Below are 18,434 nucleotides of genomic sequence, written 5' to 3' on the forward strand. Positions count from 1 at the left end.
CCGCGACGGGACACGGCCGATGGGGACGTGCCGTCGCGGGTCGGACCGGAGCCCGACGGTGGTCAGCGGATCTGCATCCCGGAGATGGCGCGGGAGATGACCAGTCGCTGGATTTCCGAGGTGCCTTCGAAGATGGTGTAGATCTTGGCGTCGCGGTACCACCGCTCGACCGGGTGGTCGCGCAGGAAGCCCGCCCCACCGAGGAGCTGGACCGCCCGGTCGGTCACCGAGACGGCCACCTCGCCGGCCTTGAGCTTCGACATCGAGCCCTCGCCGGCGGCGAACGGCCGGTTGTTGCGGCCCATCCAGGACGCCCGCCAGACCAGCAGCCGGGCCGCGTCGATCTCCATCTTCATGTCGGCGAGCGCGAACGCGACCGCCTGGTTGGTGATGATCGGGCGGCCGAACTGGACGCGTTCCTTGGCGTAGTCGAGGGCGTACTCGTAGGCGGCGCGGGCCACACCGAGCGCCTGCGCGCCGACGGTGGGCCGGGACAGCTCGAACGTGCGCATCGCGGCCTGCCCGGAGGCGCGCTGCCCGGACCGGGCGCGGGCGAGCCGCTCGTCGAGCGCGTCCTTGCCGCCTAGCAGGCAGCGGCCCGGCACCCGGACGTCGTCGAGGAAGACGTCCGCGGTGTGGGAGGCGCGCAGCCCGAGCTTGCGCAGCTTGCGGGTGGCGCTCAAGCCGGGAGTGCCCGGGGGTACGACGAACGCGGCCTGCCCGCGTGAGCCCAGCTCGGGTTCGATCGAGGCGGTGACCACGTGCACACCGGCGATCCCGCCGTTCGTGGCGTACGCCTTCTGCCCGTTGAGCACCCACTCGTCGGCGGCCTCGTCGTAGATGGCGCGGGTCCGCATCGAGCCGACGTCGGAGCCGGCTTCCGGCTCACTGGTGCAGAACGCCGCGACGGCCGGCTTGTCGACGTCGCCGAAGCACTGCGGCACCCACTCGACCATCTGGTCGGGGGTGCCGGCGCCGTAGATCGCGGCGACCGCGAGCGAGGTGCCGAAGATGCTCAGCCCGATGCCCGCGTCACCCCAGAAGAGTTCCTCGCTGGCGATCGGCAGGGAGAGGCCGGTGGGGTCGGCCCAGCAGGTGGCGAGGAACTCGAAGCCGTACAGCCCGACCTTCGCCGCCTCCTGGATGATCGGCCAGGGGGTTTCCTCCCGGGCGTCCCACTCGGCCGCGGCCGGGCGCACGACCTCGGCGGCGAAGCCGTGCACCCAGTCGCGAAGGTCCCGCTGTTCCTCGTTCAGGTCGAGCGAGAACTCAGCCATGTCAGGCCTTGGGAATGTCGAACAGGTTGGCGATGTTCGCGGCCAGGCCCAGGTCGCCCTTGGCCTTCAGCTTGCCGGTCATGAACATCATCACCGGGTTGGCCCCGCCGGAGACGATCTTCAGGAACTCGACCGGGCCCATGGTGAGGCTCAGCTTCGGGTCGCGGGTCGCGGTTTCCGAGGCGGTGCAGGTGCCGTTCTCGATGACGATCTCGTAGGTGTCGGTGCCACCGTCCGGACGACCGGTGATGTTCCAGTGGATGACCGCGTTGGTGGAGCCGGCGCGGTCGGCGCGGAACAGCGCGGGCATCCGGTGGAAGACCTCGCTGAGGATCTTGTCCCGGTTCTCACCGGCCATGATCTCGGCGATCTTGGCGTCCGGCGTGGACTTGACCAGCTGCGCGAATTCCTTGGGGCCGACGTTCGCGAAGGCGGCCGGGTCGAAGTCAGTCATGGGGAAAAGCACCTCTCGGAGCGGGCGAATCTGGTTACTCCCGCGTAACCTTACGCACGGGTAGGTATGCTCGCAAGAGTGGCCAGCACGCCGACCTTCAAACGCCTTCCCCGCGCCGTACGCGAGCAGCAGATGCTCGACGCGGCGGTGAAGGTCTTCTCCCGCCGCGGCTTCCACGCCGCCAGCATGGACGAGATCGCCGACGACGCCGGCATCTCCAAACCGATGGTGTACGCCTACCTCGGCACCAAGGAGGAGCTCTTCGTCGCCTGCCTGCACCGCGAGGGCACCCGGATGATGGAGGCCATCGCCGGAGCCGCCGCCCCCGACCTGCCCGCCGACGAACGGCTCTGGCGCGGGCTGCGGGCGTTCTTCAGCTTCGTCGGCGCACACCGCGACGGCTGGGCCGTGCTCTACCGGCAGGCCCGTGGCTCCCAGCCGTTCGCCGGTGAACTCGCCGCCATGCGCGGCCGACTCGTCGACGTCGTCGCCGGGATGCTCGACCACGCGCTGCGCGCCACCGGCCGCGAGATCGGCGCCACCGACCTGGAGGTGGCCGCGTACGCGCTGGTCGGCGCCACCGAGTCACTCGCCGACTGGCTCGCCGACCACCCGGAGGCGGACGCCGAGAAGACCGCCACCCGGATGATGAACGTCGCCTGGCTCGGTGCCGACCAACTGCTGCGCGGCGTCACCTGGCACCCCGGTTCGGGGTAAGGAAGGGCCCCTTGTCAACGCCTCCGATAGAGGAAGGGCCCCTTGTTAACGCCCGCGCCCGCCGTCAGCGGCCCGGGCACGCGCACGGCGGCGGGCCCAACGGGCGGCCTCGGCCAGCCCGGTGACGGCCAGGGACAGACCGACGCCGGCGAGCAGACCGGTGAGCGGGTTGTGTTCGAAGGCCAGCCCGCCGAAGTAGCCGAGCAACCCGCAGTAGATCCCCCAGGTGATGCACGCCAGGCCGTCGTACAGGAAGAACGTGCGTAACGGATAGCGGACCGCGCCCATGGTGAGCGTGACGGCGGTGCGGCCGCCGGGCACGTACCGGGCGGTCATCAGGATCATCCCGCCGCGCCCGTCGACGGCCCGGCGGGCCCACTCGGAGCTGGCCCGCCGGCGGCTGCCCGCGGGCAGCCGGGCCAGGCGGTTCGCGCCGCCGCCGCGCCCGATGGCGTACGAGATGTGGTCGCCGACGAGCGCGCCGAGCGCGGCGGTCACGATCACCAGCACGAGGTTCGGCTCGCCGCCGGCCGCGAAGACGCCGGCGGTGATCACCACGGTCTCGCCGGGTACGGCCGGGAAGAACGCGTCGATCGCGGTGACCGCGATGATCAGCAGGTACACCCACGGCGAGGTCACCGTGTGGTGCAGCAGGTCGAGCACGTTCCCCATGCACCCCATGCTCGGCGGTGCGGTGTTAAGCGGGGGCCCTTCCCAGGCAAAAGGCGTTAAGAAGGGGCCCTTCCTTCTCCTCGGCGGTGGGGCCGTGGGAGGTGAGCACCACGGGTGCGCCGAGCGCCTCCTCGACGGTCGCCGGCCAGTCGCTCGGCGCCTCGGCCAGCACCGGACGGGCGCGCAGCAGCCGCCCGGTGAGCGCGGCCTGCCGGTCCAGGTCGCCGGGCGGGCCGGGGACGAGCCGGTCCAGCCCTTCGTAGCGGCGACAGATCCGCAGCGGCGGGCCGGCCAGGTCGAGGTGGGTCAACGCCAGCCCGTCCACACCGCCGGCCACCTCCAGCGCGTACCGGTGGGCGACCGCGTCGAAGTGCCCGAACCGGAACCGGCCCTGCCAGGGGTTGGTGGGGTTGTGCGGGTCGGTGAACGGCAGCGTCGGGTCCTCGGTGACCAGCGGGCCCGGCCCGTGCCGGGTGGTGGTCGTCCGCAGCACGCCGAGCCGCTTGGCGGTCCCGGCCAGGCCCGCCTCGGCGAGCAGCGTCTCGGCGTTGGCGAACGTCGTGGTGCTCCACGTGGTGTACGGGTGGAAGCCGTGCCACTCGTCCAGCAGCACCCCCTGCGCGCCCTCGAAGACGCAGGTGCCCTCGCGCAGCGCCCCGGCCAGCCAGCTCCGGTCGACGATCGCCACCCGCCGCGCGAAGGCCGCGCACGCGGGCAGGCAGTCGTCCACCGGCGGCGCGTCCAGTGGCCCCAGTTCGGCGGTGAGCCGGTCGCGCAGGGCGGTGAGGCGGCGGCGCAGCACCGCCGGGCGGAGACAGTCGGCCACCCGGGGCGCCTCGTCGGGGTGGGCGAGGCCGTACGCGACCGCCTCGCCCACCCCCAGCCCGCAGGAGCCGTGCCGGTCGGCTCCCCGGGCGATCTCCCGGGCCCGGTTGGCGGCCCGGTGGTACGGGGTGGCCAGCAGCGCCTCCCCGTCCACGGTCAGCCGGTCGAGCGCATCGGGCATCCCGACCGACGTGAGGTGGTCGGCCTCGGCGGCGAGTGCCAGCGGGTCCACCACGACGTGCCGCGCCAGGTGCGTCCGCACGCCCGGACGGAACGTGCCGGCGCCGAACTGCGCGAAGGTGTGGTGCCGTCCGTCGCGCAGGACGACGTTGTGCGCCGCCTGCGCGCCCCCGTTGAACCGGACGACCGTCCGCACCTGTCGGGTCGCGCAGAGCAGGTCCACCACGGTGCCCTTGCCGGCGTCGCCGTAGCCGAGGTCGACCACCATCACGTGGTTCACAGCCGGGTGACCCCGCTTCCGCCCTCGGTCGGGGTGAACGGCAGCGTGGCCACCGCACGCCGGCCCGAGTCCAGCGGGGCGAGCGCCTTGGACACCGTCCGGCCGGCCGTCGAGCCGGCCCGGTCCAGGTCACGCAGCCCGGCCTCCAGGTCGATGGCCTGCTCGCCGAGCCCGACGGTGAGTGCGATGGTCTCGCAAACCGCGTCCAGGTCGTCCAGCTCGACCGCGTTCTGCCCGAGCAGGCCGCGCCAGAAGTCGAGGATCTTGCGGTTGCCGGCGTAGTGGCTGCCGGCGGGCAGCAGGTAGTAGGTGTCCCAGCGGGCGGTCACCTCGTCGACGATCTGCCGGACCGGCATGTCCTCGCCCAGGCCGTCGCCGATCAGCCGGGCCACCTCCGCGGTCTTCACCGCCGGGTACGCCAGTTCGTCGCCGATGATGAACAGGTAGCCGCGCCGGCCGCGCTTGGACCAGCTGTCGGTGACCGTGTGCCGGGCCATGAAGTACAGCGCCAGCTCGTACGACTCCATCATCTGGCCGCCACCGCCGCCTTCGAGCACGATCTGGCCGAGGTCGTCGTCCATCCGGTTGTCGGACTCGAACTGCCCGACCTGCAACGGCACCCGGTCGCAGGTGGCGTCGCCGATCGCGCCGAACATGACCTGCGGGTCGCGGGCGTAGCCCTGGCGCAGCAGCAGGCCGAGCAGTTGCGGCAGCTTGCTCTGCAGCACCCGGGGCACGTGCCCCATCGAGCCGGTCACGTCGAAGAGCACCGCGATCGGTGTCGACTGGGGGTGTTCGGCGGAGTCTCGGCTCTCCCGTACGGCGTCGCGCGGGTCGAGCGCCGGGTGCACCGTGCGGGCCCCGCTGTCGCTGTAGGAGAACGCGCTCCTGCCGGTGCGGCGCCGGTAGCGGTCGGCGGCGTCGTACACGTTGGTGGACCAGATTCCGCTGCCCATGGCAGCCTCCCTAGGGGTTGAGGGTGGAGGGTCGGAAGGTGCGCGGCCCGTACAGCCGGTGCAGCACCTCGTCCAGTTCGCGCAGCAGCCGCCACGCGTCGTCGGGTCGGGCGGCGAGCGCGGGTTGCCGGCAGCCGTCGGCGAAGGCACGCAGCTCGCGTGGGGCGCGGTCGGCCATCAGCCAGGTCATGCAGCGGGCGGCCAGCGCGATGTCGGTGCCCGGGCCGCAGGGTCGCTTCCCGGCGACCTCCGGCGGATACCAGTCCTCCTGGCCGGGGACCTGCGCCGGCACGAGCCCGCCCGGTTCGGTGGAGAAGCACCAGTCGACGAGCACCAGGCCGTGCGCGTCCGGCTCGATCAGGACATGCCGGGGGAGCACCGCGCCGTGCACCACGCCGGCCCGGTGGGCCAGGCCGAGGGCGACGAGCAGCCGCCGCCACATCCAGGCCGCGTCGCGCGGGTCCACCCCGTGCGGGTACGCCCGGCGTACGTCGGCCAGGCTGTGCAGTCCGGGTGCGGTGGTCAGCTCGTTGACCAGCCGCTCCACACCGCTGGCCGGGTCCCGTGCCGGGTAGGAGTCGACGAGTCGGGGCACGTACGCGAGGTGTCGGGCGTCGCCGCGCTCGGCGATCCGGCGCAGGGCGCGCGCCTCGCGGGCCATCAGGTCGTTGTCGCCGGGGTGCCGCGGCACCTTGATCAGGTGATAAGAAGGGGCCCCTCCTCTACCGGAGGCGTTAAGCGGGGGCCCTTCCTTGCGGTGCAGGTCGGCGAGGTCGCCGACGTGTGCGGGGGTGGGGGTGGTGCCGCGCCAGCGGGTGGTGACGGTGGTCAGGGCGTCGGCGGCGGCGGCGCGTACCCCCGGGTCGGCCGCGCCCAGCCGGTCGGGGTGCAGTGCGCCGACGAGTGTGCGGTAGCGGCGGGCCGGCGCCTCGGTGCCGAACAGGTCGGCGTCGGTGCGCGCGGCCGCGACCAGCTGGATCGCCTCCTCGGTCCTCACCGCACGGTCTCCTCGCGGGCGGGGCGCAGCAGCGCCGGGTGCAGCAGCCGGGCGTCTCCGGCGCGGTAGAGCTTGGCCCGGGGGCCGCCGCGTGCGCCGCCGCGTTCGGTGCTGGCGCCGGTGCTCTCCACGAAGCCGGGCACGGAGAGCACCTTGCGGTGGAAGTTGCCGGCGTGCAGCGGGTGGCCCCAGACCGTCTCGTAGACCTCCCGCAGCTCGGTGATGGTGAACTCGGGGGCGAGGAAGCGGGTGGCCAGCGGCGCGTACTCCAGCTTGGACCGGGCCCGTTCCAGCCCGTCGTCGATGATCCGGCCGTGGTCGAAGGCGAGTTGCCGGCTGGTCAGAGCGGTGACCGGTAGCCAGAGGGCCTCGTCGGCGTCGCTGTCGGCGACCGGGTCGGGCAGGTCGGGGGCGAATGCCAGGTGGGCGACGGAGACCACCCGCATGCGCGGGTCGCGGTCGGGGGTGCCGTAGCTGCCGAGCTGTTCCAGGTGCACCCGGCGCAGCCGGTCGCCGCCGAGGCCGGTCTCCTCGGCCAGTTCGCGCCGGGCGCCGGTGGTCAGGTCCTCGTCCGGTTGGACGAAGCCGCCTGGCAGCGCCCAGTGCCCCTCGTACGGCGGCGCGCCCCGGCGGATGAGCAGCAGGTGCAGCCCTCCTTCGCGGATGGTCAGCGCGACCACGTCGACGGTGACGGCGACCGCCGGGTAGTCCCGGGGGTCGTAGCCGGCGAGGAAGTCCTGCTCGTTCACGACGCCCAACCTCTCACTTAGAGAACAACTCAATCTGAGAACAACTTAGCGCCGAAAAGAGGGGACGGCAAGTCCCCTCTTCTCGTCAGCGGACGGAACCGACCAGGTGCGGTCTCCCGTCCCGGGCACTGTGCAGCGCGAAATCCCAGCTCGTGCCGGTCGGCGAGGCGTTGAACGCGACGGTGGACGGCAGCGGCACCGGCAGCTTGAAAGACACGTCCACGGTGTACGCCTCGGGCAGCCGGGGCTCCAACGCGGCCAGGCACCGCGCCTTGCTCCACATGCCGTGCGCGATCGGGCGCGGGAAACCGAACAGCCGCGCCCCCACCCTCGACGTGTGGATCGGGTTGTGGTCGCCGGAGACCCGGGCGTAGTCGGTGCCCACCCGCGGCGTCACCCGCCACTGCGCGGAGGCGGTCGGCGGAGCCGGGCGGTCGCCCCGGTCGCGCCGCGGGCCGCCGCCCGCGGTGCGCTCCTTGCCGAGGTACGTCGACACGCCGCGCCAGACCTCCTCGCCGCCGACCGAGCCGACCAGCACCACGTCGAGCTGCCGGCCCCGCTCGTGCGGGCGCAGGTTCTCCGCGTACGTGTGGAAGTCGACGCTCTCGCCGACAAGCACCGGCCGGTGCACGGTGATCCGGTTCGCCACGTGCACCACACCGGTGAGCGGGAGGGGGAAGCCGGGTGCCGTCATCAGGCGCAGCGACAGCGGGAACCCGAGCACGTGCAGGTACGTCGCCGGCAGCCGGTCGGCCAACCGGAACCCGCAGACCCGGTCGTAGTCGGCGAGGTGCCGCTTGTCCACGGTGACCCCGTCGACGGCCAGCTCAAGATCCGGCACCTCCGTCCCGCGCCGCCCGCCGACCCCCGGCACCGCACCGAGCAGTGCCCGCCGGTACAACGCCCCGGTGGCCGGCAGCCGCGACAACCCCACCCGCCGCCGCGCCCCGCCCGGCTCCCCGCTCCGCTGCTCAGCAGGCCGGCGGCGTTGTGGATCTCCGGAACCGTCGCCCGGCCCATGATCGATGCGGCCGGGGGTGGAGCGGGCCAGGGCGGCGGCGCGCGCGGACGTGAGGTCCTGGGTGGGACCCTCGATCATGTCGTGCAGGGTCAGGTCGTTCTTCTTGCGGTCCCCCGCCATCACGCCCCCAGCAGGCTCTGGCCGCAGACCCGGACCACGTTGCCGCTGACCGCGCCGGTCGCCGGCCAGGAGAGCCAGCCGATCGTCTCGGCCACGTCCACCGGCAGTCCCCCCTGGGACATGCTGTTCATCCGCCGGCCCGCCTCGCGGATCGTCAGCGGGATACGCGCGGTCAGCCGGGTCTCGATGAAGCCGGGGGCGACCGCGTTCAGGCTGATCCCACGTTCGCGCAGCACCGGCGAGAGTGAGTCGACCAGGCCGATCACGCCGGCCTTGCTCGTCGCGTAGTTGGTCTGCCCCCGGTTGCCGGCGATCCCGGCGATCGAGGACACCGAGACGATCCGGCCGCCGGTCGGGATCAGGTCGCGTGCCAGCAGCACGTCGTTGATCCGCTCCTGGCTGGACAGGTTCACGTCGATCACCGAGTCCCACCGGTCGGCGTCCATCCGGCCGAGCGTCTTGTCCCGGGTGATGCCGGCGTTGTGCACCACCACGTCGACCCGGCCGTGCCGGGACGCCAGATGCTCCGCCAGCCGGGTCGGCGCGTCCGGCGCGGTCAGGTCGAGCTGCACCGCGCTGCCGCCGATCTCGTTGGCGACCGTGGCCAGCTCGTCCCCGGCCGCCGGGATGTCCAGCGCGACCACCTGCGCGCCGTCGCGGGCCAGCACCTTCGCCAGCGCCGCGCCGATGCCCCGGGCCGCGCCGGTGACGAGCACCACCTGCCCGTCAAGCGGCCGGTCCCAGTCGGCCGGCGCGACGGCGGTGCCCGCGCCGACCCGCACGACCTGGCCGGAGACGTACGCGGAGCGGCCGGAGAGCAGGAACCGCAGGGTGGACTCCAGGCTCACCGGCGTGCCGGCGTCGCCGTCGCGGGTCACGTAGACCAGTTGGGCGGTGACGCCCCGGCCGAACTCCTTGCCGATGCTGCGGGTCAGCCCCTCCAGCGCCCGCTGGGCGGTCGCCTCCCGGGGTGAGCCGCACTCGGCCGGCGGGGTGCCCAGCACGATCACCCGGCCGCTGGGCAGCAACGACCGGGCCTGCGGGTGGAAGAAGTCATAGAGCTGACGCAGCTCGGCGGAGTCGGTGATGCCACTGGCGTCGTACACCAGGGCGGCGAAGCGGCGGTCGGGCTCGGCGACGGCACCCGGGTCGACCAGCTCGACCCCGGCGGCGGTGAGGATCTTGCCGGCCGGTTCGGCGAGCCGGCCGCCGGTCGAGGAGCCGAGCAGCACCGGCCCGGGGACGAGCGGGTCACCCGGCGTGTGCCGGCGCAGGCGGGGCGGGTCGGGCAGCCCGAGGCGCTTGACCAGCGCGCGACCGGCCCCTGTCTGGACGAAGCTCGCGTACCTGTCGGTCATAGGCGTAGCCTACTGGCGAGTAGGGTTCGGGCAACAGTTTCGAGGAGGCCGATCGTGCAGAGTGTCCGGCGGGTCGCGGTCATCGGGGGCAACCGCATCCCCTTCGCCCGGTCCAACTCGCGCTACGCCCAGGCGTCCAACGCCGACATGCTGGGCGCGGCGCTCGACGGGCTGGTCGCCCGGTTCGGGCTGGCCGGCGAGCGGGTCGGCGAGGTGGTGGCCGGCGCGGTGCTCAAGCACTCCCGCGACTTCAACCTCACCCGCGAGGTGGTGCTCGGCTCCCGGCTCGACCCGCACACCCCCGCCTACGACATCCAGCAGGCCTGCGGCACCGGCCTGGAAGCGGCCATCCTGGTCGCCAACAAGATCGCCCTCGGGCAGATCGAGGTCGGCATCGCCGGCGGCGTCGACACCACCTCCGACGCGCCGCTTGCCGTCAACGAGGACCTGCGACGCACCCTCATCCAGCTCAACTCGGCCCGCACCCTCGGCCAGCGGATGAAGCTCGCCGCCAAGCTGCGCCCGCTCCAGCCGTTCAAGCCGGAGATCCCGCGCAACGCCGAACCGCGCACCGGCCTGTCCATGGGTGAGCACGCCGCCCGCACCGCGCTGCGCTGGAACATCGACCGGACCGCCCAGGACGAACTGGCCCTGCGCTCGCACCAGCGGCTCGCCGCCGCGTACGACAAGGGGTTCTTCGACGACCTGATGACCCCCTACCTGGGGCTGACCCGCGACCAGAACCTCCGGCCGGACACCAGCGTCGAGAAGCTCGGCTCGCTCAAGCCGGCCTTCGGCGCGAAGGGGCCGGACGCCGAGCGGGCCACCATGACCGCAGGCAACTCCTCCCCGCTCACCGACGGCGCGTCGACCGTGCTGCTCGCCTCCGAGGAGTGGGCCAAGGCGCACAACCTGCCGGTGCTGGCCTGGTTCTCCTGGTCCGAGACCGCCGCCGTCGACTTCGTGCACGGCGACGAGGGCCTGCTGATGGCCCCCGCGTACGCGGTGCCGCGGATGCTCGCCCGCGCCGGGCTCAGCCTCCAGGACTTCGACTTCTACGAGATCCACGAGGCGTTCGCCTCGCAGGTGCTGGCCACGCTCGCCGCCTGGGAGTCGCCGGAGTTCTGCAAGGAGCGCCTCGGCCTCGATGCGCCGCTCGGCCCGATCGACCGGGACAAGCTCAACGTCAACGGCTCATCGCTGGCGGCCGGGCACCCGTTCGCCGCCACCGGCGGGCGGATCGTCGCCACCCTGGCCAAGCTGCTCGATCAGAAGGGGAGCGGGCGCGGCCTCATCTCCATCTGCGCGGCCGGCGGGCAGGGCGTGACGGCGATCCTGGAGCGCTGAATCCGGCGACCCGGCTGGATCCACCGCCTGCGCGGGGCAACCCGCGCGGGCGGTACCTCCGTTCTGAAGGCATGAGACGAACCCGCGGCGAGCGGCACCGCACCGCCACCACCCGCAAGGCGACGACACCGCCACCCAGCGGGAGATCGACGTACGACGCGGCGACGGCGTGTGGTTGCGGGTGACGCTGGCCGCGAGCGTGGAGGGCCGGTTCCCGCTCACCGAGGGGCAGCACCGAGGGCTCGCGCTCGACCCGACGGTCAGGCTCCCCGCCCGGTGATCTCCTCGGCTCGCCGTACGCCGGGTCGTCCCGCGGCGGGACCGCCCGGCGTACGGCGACCACCCGGGCGTACGGGAGAATGAGCGGCGTGACGACGATCCCGAACGTGCTCGCCAACCGGTACGCCTCGCCCGAACTGGTCGCCCTGTGGTCGCCGGAGGAGAAGGTCCGGATGGAGCGCCGGTTGTGGCTGGCGGTGCTCAGGGCCCAGCGGGATCTCGGCGTGCCGGTGCCGGACGGGGTGGTCGAGGCGTACGAGCGGGTGGTCGACGACGTCGACCTGGCCTCGATCGCCGCACGGGAGCGGGTCACCCGGCACGACGTGAAGGCGCGGATCGAGGAGTTCAGCGCGCTCGCCGGGCACGAGCACGTGCACAAGGGGATGACGTCCCGCGACCTCACCGAGAACGTCGAGCAGCTCCAGATCCGGGCCTCGCTGGAGCTGATCCGGGACCGGGTGGTCGCCACGCTGGCCCGGTTGGGCTGGCACGCGGGTGAATACTCGGCCCTGGTGATGACCGGCCGGTCGCACAACGTGGCCGCGCAGGCCACCACGCTCGGCAAGCGCTTCGCGTCCGCCGCCGAGGAGCTGCTGATCGCGTACGAGCGGCTGGAGGACCTGATCGGCCGCTACCCGCTGCGGGGGATCAAGGGGCCGGTGGGCACCGCCGCCGACCAGCTCGACCTGTTCGACGGTGACGCCGGGAAGGTGGCCGAGTTGGAGCGCCGGGTGGCCGGGCACCTCGGGTTCGCCCGGGTGCTGGACAGCGTGGGCCAGGTCTATCCGCGCTCGCTGGACTTCGACGTGCTGGCCGCGTTGGCCCAGGTGGCCGCCGCGCCGTCGTCGCTGGCCACCACGATCCGGCTGATGGTCGGCCAGGAGTTGGTCACCGAGGGCTTCAAGCCGGGGCAGGTCGGCTCCAGCGCGATGCCGCACAAGATGAACACCCGCTCGTCGGAGCGGGTGAACGGCTTCGCCGTGATCATCCGGGGTTACCTGTCGATGGTCGGCGAGCTGGCCGGCGACCAGTGGAACGAGGGGGACGTCTCCTGTTCGGTGGTGCGCCGGGTCGCGCTGCCGGACGCGTTCTTCGCCGCCGACGGACTGTTCCAGACGTTCCTCACCGTGCTCGACGAGTTCGGTCCGTACCCGGCGGTGATCAACCGGGAGCTGGAGCGGTTCCTGCCGTTCCTGGCCACCACGAAGATCCTGGTGGCGGCGGTGCGGCGGGGGGTCGGCCGGGAGGTCGCGCACGAGGTGATCAAGGAACACGCGGTGGCGGTGGCGCTGGCCATGCGGGAGAAGGGCGCGGCCGAGAACGACCTGTTCGACCGCCTCGCCGCCGACGGCCGGCTGGGCCTGACCCGATCCGAGATCGACACTCTGGTCGCCGACCGCAACGCCTTCGTCGGCGCCGCCGCCGACCAGGTGAACCGCATGACCGCGCGGATCACCAAGATCGTCGAGGCCCATCCGCACGCCGCCACCTACTCCCCGCCCCCCATCCTCTGACCCCGTCCCGCCTCCCTCGGGACCCCCTGGTGATCAAATGGGGGTCAGGGGCCGGTGGGGGTTTCGGCGGCGGAGCTCAGGTTGGGGGCGCTCGCCGGTTCGGCGATGCCGCCGGGGGCGGAGGCGATCTCCGGCTCGTGGGCGGTCTCCGCCGCGATCATCGGCTGGTCCGGCGGCATGACGTCGGGCGTCTTCGGCGCGACGATCACGGCGGTGCCGTACGCGCAGATCTCCATCCACATCTCGCCGCAGTCGCGGCTGTCGAAGCGCATGCCGATCACCGCGTTCGCGCCGAGGCGGCGGGCCTCCTCGCCGAGCCGGGCCACCGAGTCGGTACGCCACCGGGTCAGGTTGTCCGGCGCCATCGGGTCGTAGGCGCCACCGCGCAGGTTCTTGACCCCCTCGCGGTACGGGTTGCGGGTCCTCGCCATCGAGGAGACCACTTCGCCGAGGATCTGGCGGATCTCGTAGCCGGGCAGTTGATCCGTCGTCACGACCAGCACGTTTCTGATGCTGTCAGTCCTCGGCCGGGTGGTTCGCGAGCCGTGGTCACCTGATCGGATGCTGAAAAACAGCGCGGCGCGGACGGTCGGGCCGCACCCGACCGATCCGCGCCGCGATCGGCATCAACCGTCAGACACCGGCTGTCGAGGAGATCCAGGACCTGTTGTACGCGACACTGCCGTAGTTCTGGATGCTGGAGCCGTCGGCGGTGGAGGCGACGCCGACCTGCCGGCCGTTGTAGAACTGCGGGCCGCCCGAGTCGCCCCGCCACGCGTTGCCGTTGATCCGGGTGCTCCGGATCGCCTGGCCGCCGTACGCGTCCGTGGCGTTGGTGCTGGTCACCTGCACGCTTGCGGTCTTGAGCTGGGACGAGGCGCTGCACCCGCTGTAGCAGGTCATGCCCCAGCCGTAGATCGTGTTGGTGGAGCCGACCGGCGGGTTGCTGCTGGCCAGCGTCACGGCGGACGTGCTGACCGTGCTGGACAGCCGCAGCAGGGCCAGGTCGTAGCGGGTGTACGACGCGCTGACGGTGCGGGTCACCCCGCCGGAGGAGCGGTAGACGCTGCCGACCCGTACCGACATGGTGCCGCTGACGCAGTGCCGGGCGGTGAGCACCCACTGGGGCGCGATCACGCTGCCGGAGCAGGTGAACGAGCCGTTGCTGAGGACCGCGGCGGCCCACGGGGCGGACGAGACGGTGCCGCCGCCGATGATCGGCTGCGGGCCGGCGGGGGCGGCGGTGGCGCCGGACGCGGTGGCCAGTACGCCGGCCAGTGCGGTGGTGAGCACGGCGAGCAGGGGACGGAGGCGCATGTCGGGGCTCCTTCGGCCGGACGCCCGGGGGTGGCCGGGCAGGGTGGGCACCCGCCGGATGGGGTGGGCCGGTGGGCGGACGTCGATCACATGCATCGACATCTGACGATGCATGCTACGGCCGCGCCACGCCCTGTCACAAGACGCGGATCGAATCTCGCCGATGGCGTGACTCATTCGTCCGCCCGGCGACGCGCCGTCGCAAATCGGTCCACATGCGCGCGCTTCCCGGCATAATTCCTGCTGAGAGGCGGTCCGGCGGGTGGGTTTCCGACCCGCCGGGCAACGAATTCATATCGACGTCGCAACGAACGCGCAACGGTGTCCGCGCTGCGCCGGCAGAGCTGCCCGGCAACGCCGGAACTGCCCCCGGCCGGTGCGGGTCGGGCGGTATCTGCCAGGTAGGCTGGCTCCGCTCGCCCGATTGTTGGGCCGGCACCCAACTGCGTACACAGTCAGGAGTGCCCAGTGCCTCGCGTCGTCGTCGACGTCATGCTCAAGCCCGAGATCCTCGATCCGCAGGGCCAGGCCGTCGCAAACGCGCTGCCCCGGCTCGGCGTCAGTGACGTCGCCTCGGTACGGATCGGCAGGCGGATCGAGATCGAGTTCACCGGCGAACCGGACCTGGACCGGGCCCGGGAGATCGCCGACAAGCTGCTCGCCAACCCGGTCATCGAGGACTTCACCGTCCGCGTGGTGACCGTCGACGAGACCACGGGCGCACACTCGTGACCGCCCGGGTCGGTGTGGTGACGTTCCCCGGCTCGCTCGACGACGGGGACGCGGCCCGGGCCGTCCGGATCGCCGGCGCCGAGCCGGTCCGGCTCTGGCACGGCGACCCGGCCCTGCACGGGGTGGACGCGGTCGTCCTGCCCGGCGGCTTCTCCTACGGCGACTACCTGCGCTGCGGCGCCATCGCCCGGTTCGCCCCGGTGATGGAGGCGATCGTCGACGCCGCCCGGGGCGGCCTGCCGGTACTCGGCATCTGCAACGGCTTCCAGATCCTCTGCGAGGCGCACCTGCTGCCCGGCGCGCTCACCCGCAACCAGCACCTGCACTTCCGCAACCGCGACCAGGCCCTGCGGATCGAGGCCACCGGCACCGCCTGGACCAACACGTTCCAGCCCGGCCAGGAAATCCTCGTCCCGGTCAAGAACGGCGAGGGCTGCTACGTCGCCGACGCCGCGACGCTCGACCGGCTGGAGGGCGAGGGTCGCGTCGTCGCCCGGTACATCGGCGGCAACCCCAACGGATCGCAGCGCGACATCGCCGCGATCACCAACGAGACCGGCAACGTGGTCGGCATCATGCCGCACCCCGAGCACGCGGTGGAGGCGCTCACCGGCCCCTCCCTGGACGGCCTCGGCTTCTTCACCTCGGTGCTCAAGCATCTGGTGGGAGCGCCGGCGTGAGCGGCGCCGACCGCAACAAGGAGACGTCATGACCACCCATCCGGACCCGGCCCCACGAGCGCCGCAGGTCGGCCCCACCGGCGACTGGGCACCGGTCGTGGACACCGTGTCCCGGGCCGCCGGCACCCCCGAGGAACTGCAGCCGTACGCCGATCTCGGCCTCCGGGACGACGAGTACGACCGGATCCGGCACATCCTCGGCCGCCGGCCCACCCAGGCCGAGCTGGCGATGTACTCGATCATGTGGAGCGAGCACTGCTCCTACAAGTCGAGCAAGGTGCACCTGCGCCAGTTCGGCGAGAAGGCCCCGCCCAGCGACCGGCTGCTCGCCGGTATCGGCGAGAACGCGGGCGTGGTCCAGGTCTCCGACAACCTGGCGGTCACCTTCAAGGTGGAGTCGCACAACCACCCGAGCTTCGTCGAGCCGTACCAGGGCGCGGCGACCGGCGTCGGCGGCATCGTGCGTGACATCCTCGCCATGGGCGCCCGCCCGGTGGCCGTGATGGACCCGCTGCGCTTCGGCGCGGCCGACCACCCGGACACCGCCCGGGTGCTGCCCGGCGTGGTGGCCGGCGTCGGCGGCTACGGCAACTGCCTCGGCCTGCCCAACATCGGCGGCGAGGTGGTCTTCGACCCCTGCTACCAGGGCAACCCGCTTGTCAACGCGCTCTGCCTGGGCGTGCTGCCGGTCAACCGGCTCCAGCGCAAGGACGCCACCGGCCCCGGCAACATCGTGGTGCTGATGGGCGCCAAGACCGGCCGGGACGGCATCGGCGGCGTGTCGGTGCTGGCCAGCGCCACCTTCGACGAGGGCAGCGAACAGCGCCGCCCGTCCGTGCAGGTCGGAGACCCGTTCATGGAGAAGCTGCTCATCGAGGCGTGCCTGGAGCTGTACGACGCCGAGCTGGTCGTCGGCATCCAGGACCTCGGCGGTGCCGGGCTGACCTGCGCGCTCACCGAGACCGCCGCCTCCGCCGGCACCGGCATGCGGGTCTGGCTGGAACGGGTGCCGCTGCGCGAGCCCTCGATGGAACCGCACGAGATCCTGGCCAGTGAGTCCCAGGAGCGGATGCTGCTTGTCGTCTCGCCGGACAAGCTCGACGCGGTGCTCAAGACCGCCGAGAAGTGGGGTGTCTGGGCCACCGCCATCGGTGAGGTCACCGCCCCGTCGCCGGACGGTCGCCCGGGTCGACTGATCGTCACCTGGCGTGACCAGCTCGTGGTGGACGTGCCGCCGGGCTCGCTCGTCGATGACGGCCCGGTGTACGCCCGGCCGATGCGCGAGCCGGCCGACCTGATCCTGCTCCAGGCCGACCGCGCCGAGACGCTGCCCCGCCCGGGCACCCCGGACGCGCTCCGGGAGACCGTGCTCCGCATGATCGCCTCGCCGAACCTGGCCGACAAGACCTGGGTCACCGAGCAGTACGACAGGTACGTCCTGGGCAACACCGTGCTCGCCCAGCCGGAGGACTCCGGTGTGATCCGGATCGACGAGCGGACCGGCCTCGGCGTCGCGCTCTCCGTCGACGGCAACGGCCGGTACGCGCGCCTCGACCCGTACCACGGGACGAAGCTGGCGCTGGCCGAGGCGTACCGGAACGTGGCGGTGACCGGCGCCAAGCCGATCGCGGTGACCAACTGCCTGAACTTCGGCTCCCCGGAGGACCCGGGCGTGATGTGGCAGTTCGCCGAGGCCGTGCGTGGTCTGGCGGACGGCTGCCTGGAGCTGGGCATCCCGGTCACCGGCGGCAACGTCAGCTTCTACAACCAGACCGGCGCGGCGGCCATCCACCCCACGCCGGTGGTCGGTGTGCTGGGCGTGCTCGACGACGTCGCCAACCGGGTGCCGATGGGCTTCGCGCCCCGGCCGGCCGGCGACCACGACCAGCTCTTCCTGCTGGGTGAGACGCACGTCGAACTCTCCGGCTCGGAGTGGGCCTGGGTGACGCACGAGCACCTGGGCGGCATCCCGCCGCAGGTCGACCTGGCCCGTGAGCGGCAGCTCGCCGAGCTGCTGGCCGAGGCCGCCCGGGTCGGGCACCTCAGCTCGGCGCACGACCTGTCCGACGGCGGCCTGGCGCAGAGCCTGGTGGAGTCCGCGCTGCGGCATGGCGTCGGCGCCCGGGTGGTGGTGCCGGAACACTTCAGCGGCGGGTCGATGCCGTTCGTGTTCCTGTTCAGCGAGTCCGCCGGCCGAGCACTGGTGTCGGTGCCGCGTGGGCACGAGAAGGCGTTCACCGGGCTGTGCGCCGAGCGCGGCGTGCCGTGGGAGTTCATCGGCGTCACCGACCCGGGCAGCGGTGCGCTTGAGGTGCACGGCCAGTTCCGGCTTGGCCTGGACGAGCTCCGCGAAGCGCACACCGGCACGTTGCCGCGCCTGTTCGGCGCCGCCGAGGCGGCCCGGGTGGAGGTGGCGGCGACCCGTACCGGCACCACCACCGTGCTCCCGGCGACCGCCGAACAGCCGATCGGCATCGAGGTGGCCCAGGTCGAGTCGGAGCCGATCGCCGCGAACGGCTCGGCCACCGACACGGCGGCCGAGACCGCCCCGGGCCACGCCGCGCCGGCCGAGACCGAGGCAGCGCTGATCGAGCGCCCGCGGGCCGAGCGCTTGGAGGCCGAGCGCCCGCGGGCCGAGCGCTTGGAGGCCGAGCACCCGCAGGCCGAGCGCTTGGAGGTCGAGCACCCGCAGGCCGAGCATCCGCAGGTCGAGCACCCTCAGGTTGAGGACGCGCAGGCCGAGGATGCGTCCGTCCCGCGGCGGGCTGAGCCGGCTCTGCCGGAGGCGGGCGCGGACGCCGGTGGCCCCGCTCCGGCACCGGCGCAGAGCACGCCGGTCGGGCAGGAGCCGGCGGAGGCGCCGCCGAGCGGGGATACCGCAGCGGCGGAGGAGACGGTCGACCCGTCGCCCCACGCCGGCGGGACGGCGACCGGCCCGGACAGCACCCGCACTGCCACC

The 18,434-nt window shown here is 72.8% G+C and carries 16 protein-coding genes and 1 pseudogene; 6 read left to right on the forward strand and 11 right to left on the reverse strand.

What is annotated here, in order from left to right; genetic code table 11:
- Positions 1-62 precede the first annotated feature (62 nt).
- Positions 63-1,277, reverse strand: coding sequence for an acyl-CoA dehydrogenase family protein (locus ACLQ2X_RS11635; protein ID WP_425680995.1), 1,215 nt, complete (start codon positions 1,275-1,277; stop codon positions 63-65).
- 1 nt (position 1,278) lies between these two features.
- On the reverse strand, positions 1,279-1,731 hold the full coding sequence (locus ACLQ2X_RS11640; protein WP_425680996.1) for an SCP2 sterol-binding domain-containing protein: 453 nt from the start codon (positions 1,729-1,731) through the stop codon (positions 1,279-1,281).
- 78 nt (positions 1,732-1,809) lie between these two features.
- On the opposite strand from ACLQ2X_RS11640, the gene ACLQ2X_RS11645 reads away from it, so the two are divergent.
- Positions 1,810-2,448 (forward strand): TetR/AcrR family transcriptional regulator, encoded by a 639-nt coding sequence (locus ACLQ2X_RS11645; RefSeq protein ID WP_425680997.1) that lies wholly within the window; start codon positions 1,810-1,812, stop codon positions 2,446-2,448.
- A 45-nt stretch (positions 2,449-2,493) separates the two neighbouring features.
- Here the strand turns inward: ACLQ2X_RS11645 and ACLQ2X_RS11650 are convergent, their stop codons facing one another.
- The 7 genes from ACLQ2X_RS11650 to ACLQ2X_RS11680 all read right to left on the reverse strand — a co-directional run bounded on the left by ACLQ2X_RS11650 (position 2,494) and on the right by ACLQ2X_RS11680 (position 9,606).
- Positions 2,494-3,120, reverse strand: coding sequence for a DedA family protein (locus tag ACLQ2X_RS11650; protein WP_425680998.1), 627 nt, complete (start codon positions 3,118-3,120; stop codon positions 2,494-2,496).
- Positions 3,121-3,145: 25 nt separating this feature from the next.
- Positions 3,146-4,405, reverse strand: coding sequence for an adenylosuccinate synthetase (locus ACLQ2X_RS11655; RefSeq protein WP_425680999.1), 1,260 nt, complete (start codon positions 4,403-4,405; stop codon positions 3,146-3,148).
- Positions 4,402-5,361 (reverse strand): hypothetical protein, encoded by a 960-nt coding sequence (locus ACLQ2X_RS11660; protein WP_425681000.1) that lies wholly within the window; start codon positions 5,359-5,361, stop codon positions 4,402-4,404. Before ACLQ2X_RS11660 ends, ACLQ2X_RS11655 begins: the two co-directional genes overlap by 4 nt.
- A gap of 10 nt (positions 5,362-5,371) precedes the next feature.
- The gene (locus tag ACLQ2X_RS11665; RefSeq protein WP_425681001.1) at positions 5,372-6,358 is read right to left on the reverse strand and encodes a serine/threonine protein kinase; all 987 of its coding nucleotides are present in this window, start codon (positions 6,356-6,358) and stop codon (positions 5,372-5,374) included.
- Entirely contained in the window at positions 6,355-7,107 is a 753-nt protein-coding gene (locus ACLQ2X_RS11670; protein WP_425681002.1) for an NUDIX hydrolase, read from the reverse strand. The genes ACLQ2X_RS11665 and ACLQ2X_RS11670 overlap by 4 nt, the downstream gene beginning before the upstream one ends.
- Positions 7,108-7,192: 85 nt before the next feature.
- Positions 7,193-8,248, reverse strand: a complete 1,056-nt coding sequence (locus ACLQ2X_RS11675; RefSeq protein ID WP_425681084.1) for a MaoC/PaaZ C-terminal domain-containing protein — start codon at positions 8,246-8,248, stop codon at positions 7,193-7,195.
- Positions 8,248-9,606 carry a 3-oxoacyl-ACP reductase gene (locus ACLQ2X_RS11680; RefSeq protein WP_425681003.1) on the reverse strand — a complete coding sequence of 453 codons (1,359 nt, stop codon included), beginning with the start codon at positions 9,604-9,606 and terminating at the stop codon, positions 8,248-8,250. The genes ACLQ2X_RS11675 and ACLQ2X_RS11680 overlap by 1 nt, the downstream gene beginning before the upstream one ends.
- A 54-nt stretch (positions 9,607-9,660) precedes the next feature.
- Here ACLQ2X_RS11680 and ACLQ2X_RS11685 point away from each other — a divergent pair, with 54 nt between their 5' ends.
- Complete coding sequence (locus ACLQ2X_RS11685; protein ID WP_425681004.1) at positions 9,661-10,953, forward strand: acetyl-CoA C-acetyltransferase; 1,293 nt, start codon at positions 9,661-9,663, stop codon at positions 10,951-10,953.
- A gap of 368 nt (positions 10,954-11,321) precedes the next feature.
- The gene (purB, locus tag ACLQ2X_RS11690; RefSeq protein ID WP_425681005.1) at positions 11,322-12,746 is read left to right on the forward strand and encodes an adenylosuccinate lyase; all 1,425 of its coding nucleotides are present in this window, start codon (positions 11,322-11,324) and stop codon (positions 12,744-12,746) included.
- 44 nt (positions 12,747-12,790) lie between these two features.
- Here purB and ACLQ2X_RS11695 read toward each other — a convergent pair whose 3' ends face one another.
- Together ACLQ2X_RS11695 and ACLQ2X_RS11700 are read right to left on the reverse strand one after the other, a co-directional pair.
- On the reverse strand, positions 12,791-13,309 hold the full coding sequence (locus ACLQ2X_RS11695; RefSeq protein ID WP_425681085.1) for a YbjQ family protein: 519 nt from the start codon (positions 13,307-13,309) through the stop codon (positions 12,791-12,793).
- A 70-nt stretch (positions 13,310-13,379) separates the two neighbouring features.
- The gene (locus ACLQ2X_RS11700) at positions 13,380-14,063 is read right to left on the reverse strand and encodes a S1 family peptidase (RefSeq protein WP_425681006.1); all 684 of its coding nucleotides are present in this window, start codon (positions 14,061-14,063) and stop codon (positions 13,380-13,382) included.
- Between the two features lie 468 nt (positions 14,064-14,531).
- Here ACLQ2X_RS11700 and purS point away from each other — a divergent pair, with 468 nt between their 5' ends.
- The 3 genes and pseudogenes from purS to purL all read left to right on the forward strand — a co-directional run.
- Positions 14,532-14,795 (forward strand): phosphoribosylformylglycinamidine synthase subunit PurS, encoded by a 264-nt coding sequence (gene purS, locus ACLQ2X_RS11705; protein WP_425681007.1) that lies wholly within the window; start codon positions 14,532-14,534, stop codon positions 14,793-14,795.
- Positions 14,792-15,475 carry a phosphoribosylformylglycinamidine synthase subunit PurQ gene (gene purQ / locus ACLQ2X_RS11710; protein WP_425681008.1) on the forward strand — a complete coding sequence of 228 codons (684 nt, stop codon included), beginning with the start codon at positions 14,792-14,794 and terminating at the stop codon, positions 15,473-15,475. The genes purS and purQ overlap by 4 nt, the downstream gene beginning before the upstream one ends.
- A 28-nt stretch (positions 15,476-15,503) precedes the next feature.
- Positions 15,504-17,870 (forward strand): annotated as a pseudogene (gene purL, locus ACLQ2X_RS11715) (phosphoribosylformylglycinamidine synthase subunit PurL); the annotation flags it as partial.
- Positions 17,871-18,434: the final 564 nt, after the last annotated feature.

The sequence above is a fragment of the Micromonospora sp. DT31 genome (genome assembly GCF_049841795.1).
In the GTDB taxonomy this organism is placed as follows: Bacteria; Actinomycetota; Actinomycetes; order Mycobacteriales; family Micromonosporaceae; genus Micromonospora.

Coding starts and splice junctions, on each gene's coding strand:
- ACLQ2X_RS11700 (WP_425681006.1), bottom strand. CDS start 14,063: ATGCGCCTCCGTCCCCTGCTCGCCGTGCTCACCACCGCACTGGCCGGC.
- ACLQ2X_RS11675 (WP_425681084.1), bottom strand. CDS start 8,248: ATGGCGGGGGACCGCAAGAAGAACGACCTGACCCTGCACGACATGATC.
- ACLQ2X_RS11650 (WP_425680998.1), bottom strand. CDS start 3,120: ATGGGGAACGTGCTCGACCTGCTGCACCACACGGTGACCTCGCCGTGG.
- ACLQ2X_RS11640 (WP_425680996.1), bottom strand. CDS start 1,731: ATGACTGACTTCGACCCGGCCGCCTTCGCGAACGTCGGCCCCAAGGAA.
- ACLQ2X_RS11635 (WP_425680995.1), bottom strand. CDS start 1,277: ATGGCTGAGTTCTCGCTCGACCTGAACGAGGAACAGCGGGACCTTCGC.
- ACLQ2X_RS11680 (WP_425681003.1), bottom strand. CDS start 9,606: ATGACCGACAGGTACGCGAGCTTCGTCCAGACAGGGGCCGGTCGCGCG.
- ACLQ2X_RS11660 (WP_425681000.1), bottom strand. CDS start 5,361: ATGGGCAGCGGAATCTGGTCCACCAACGTGTACGACGCCGCCGACCGC.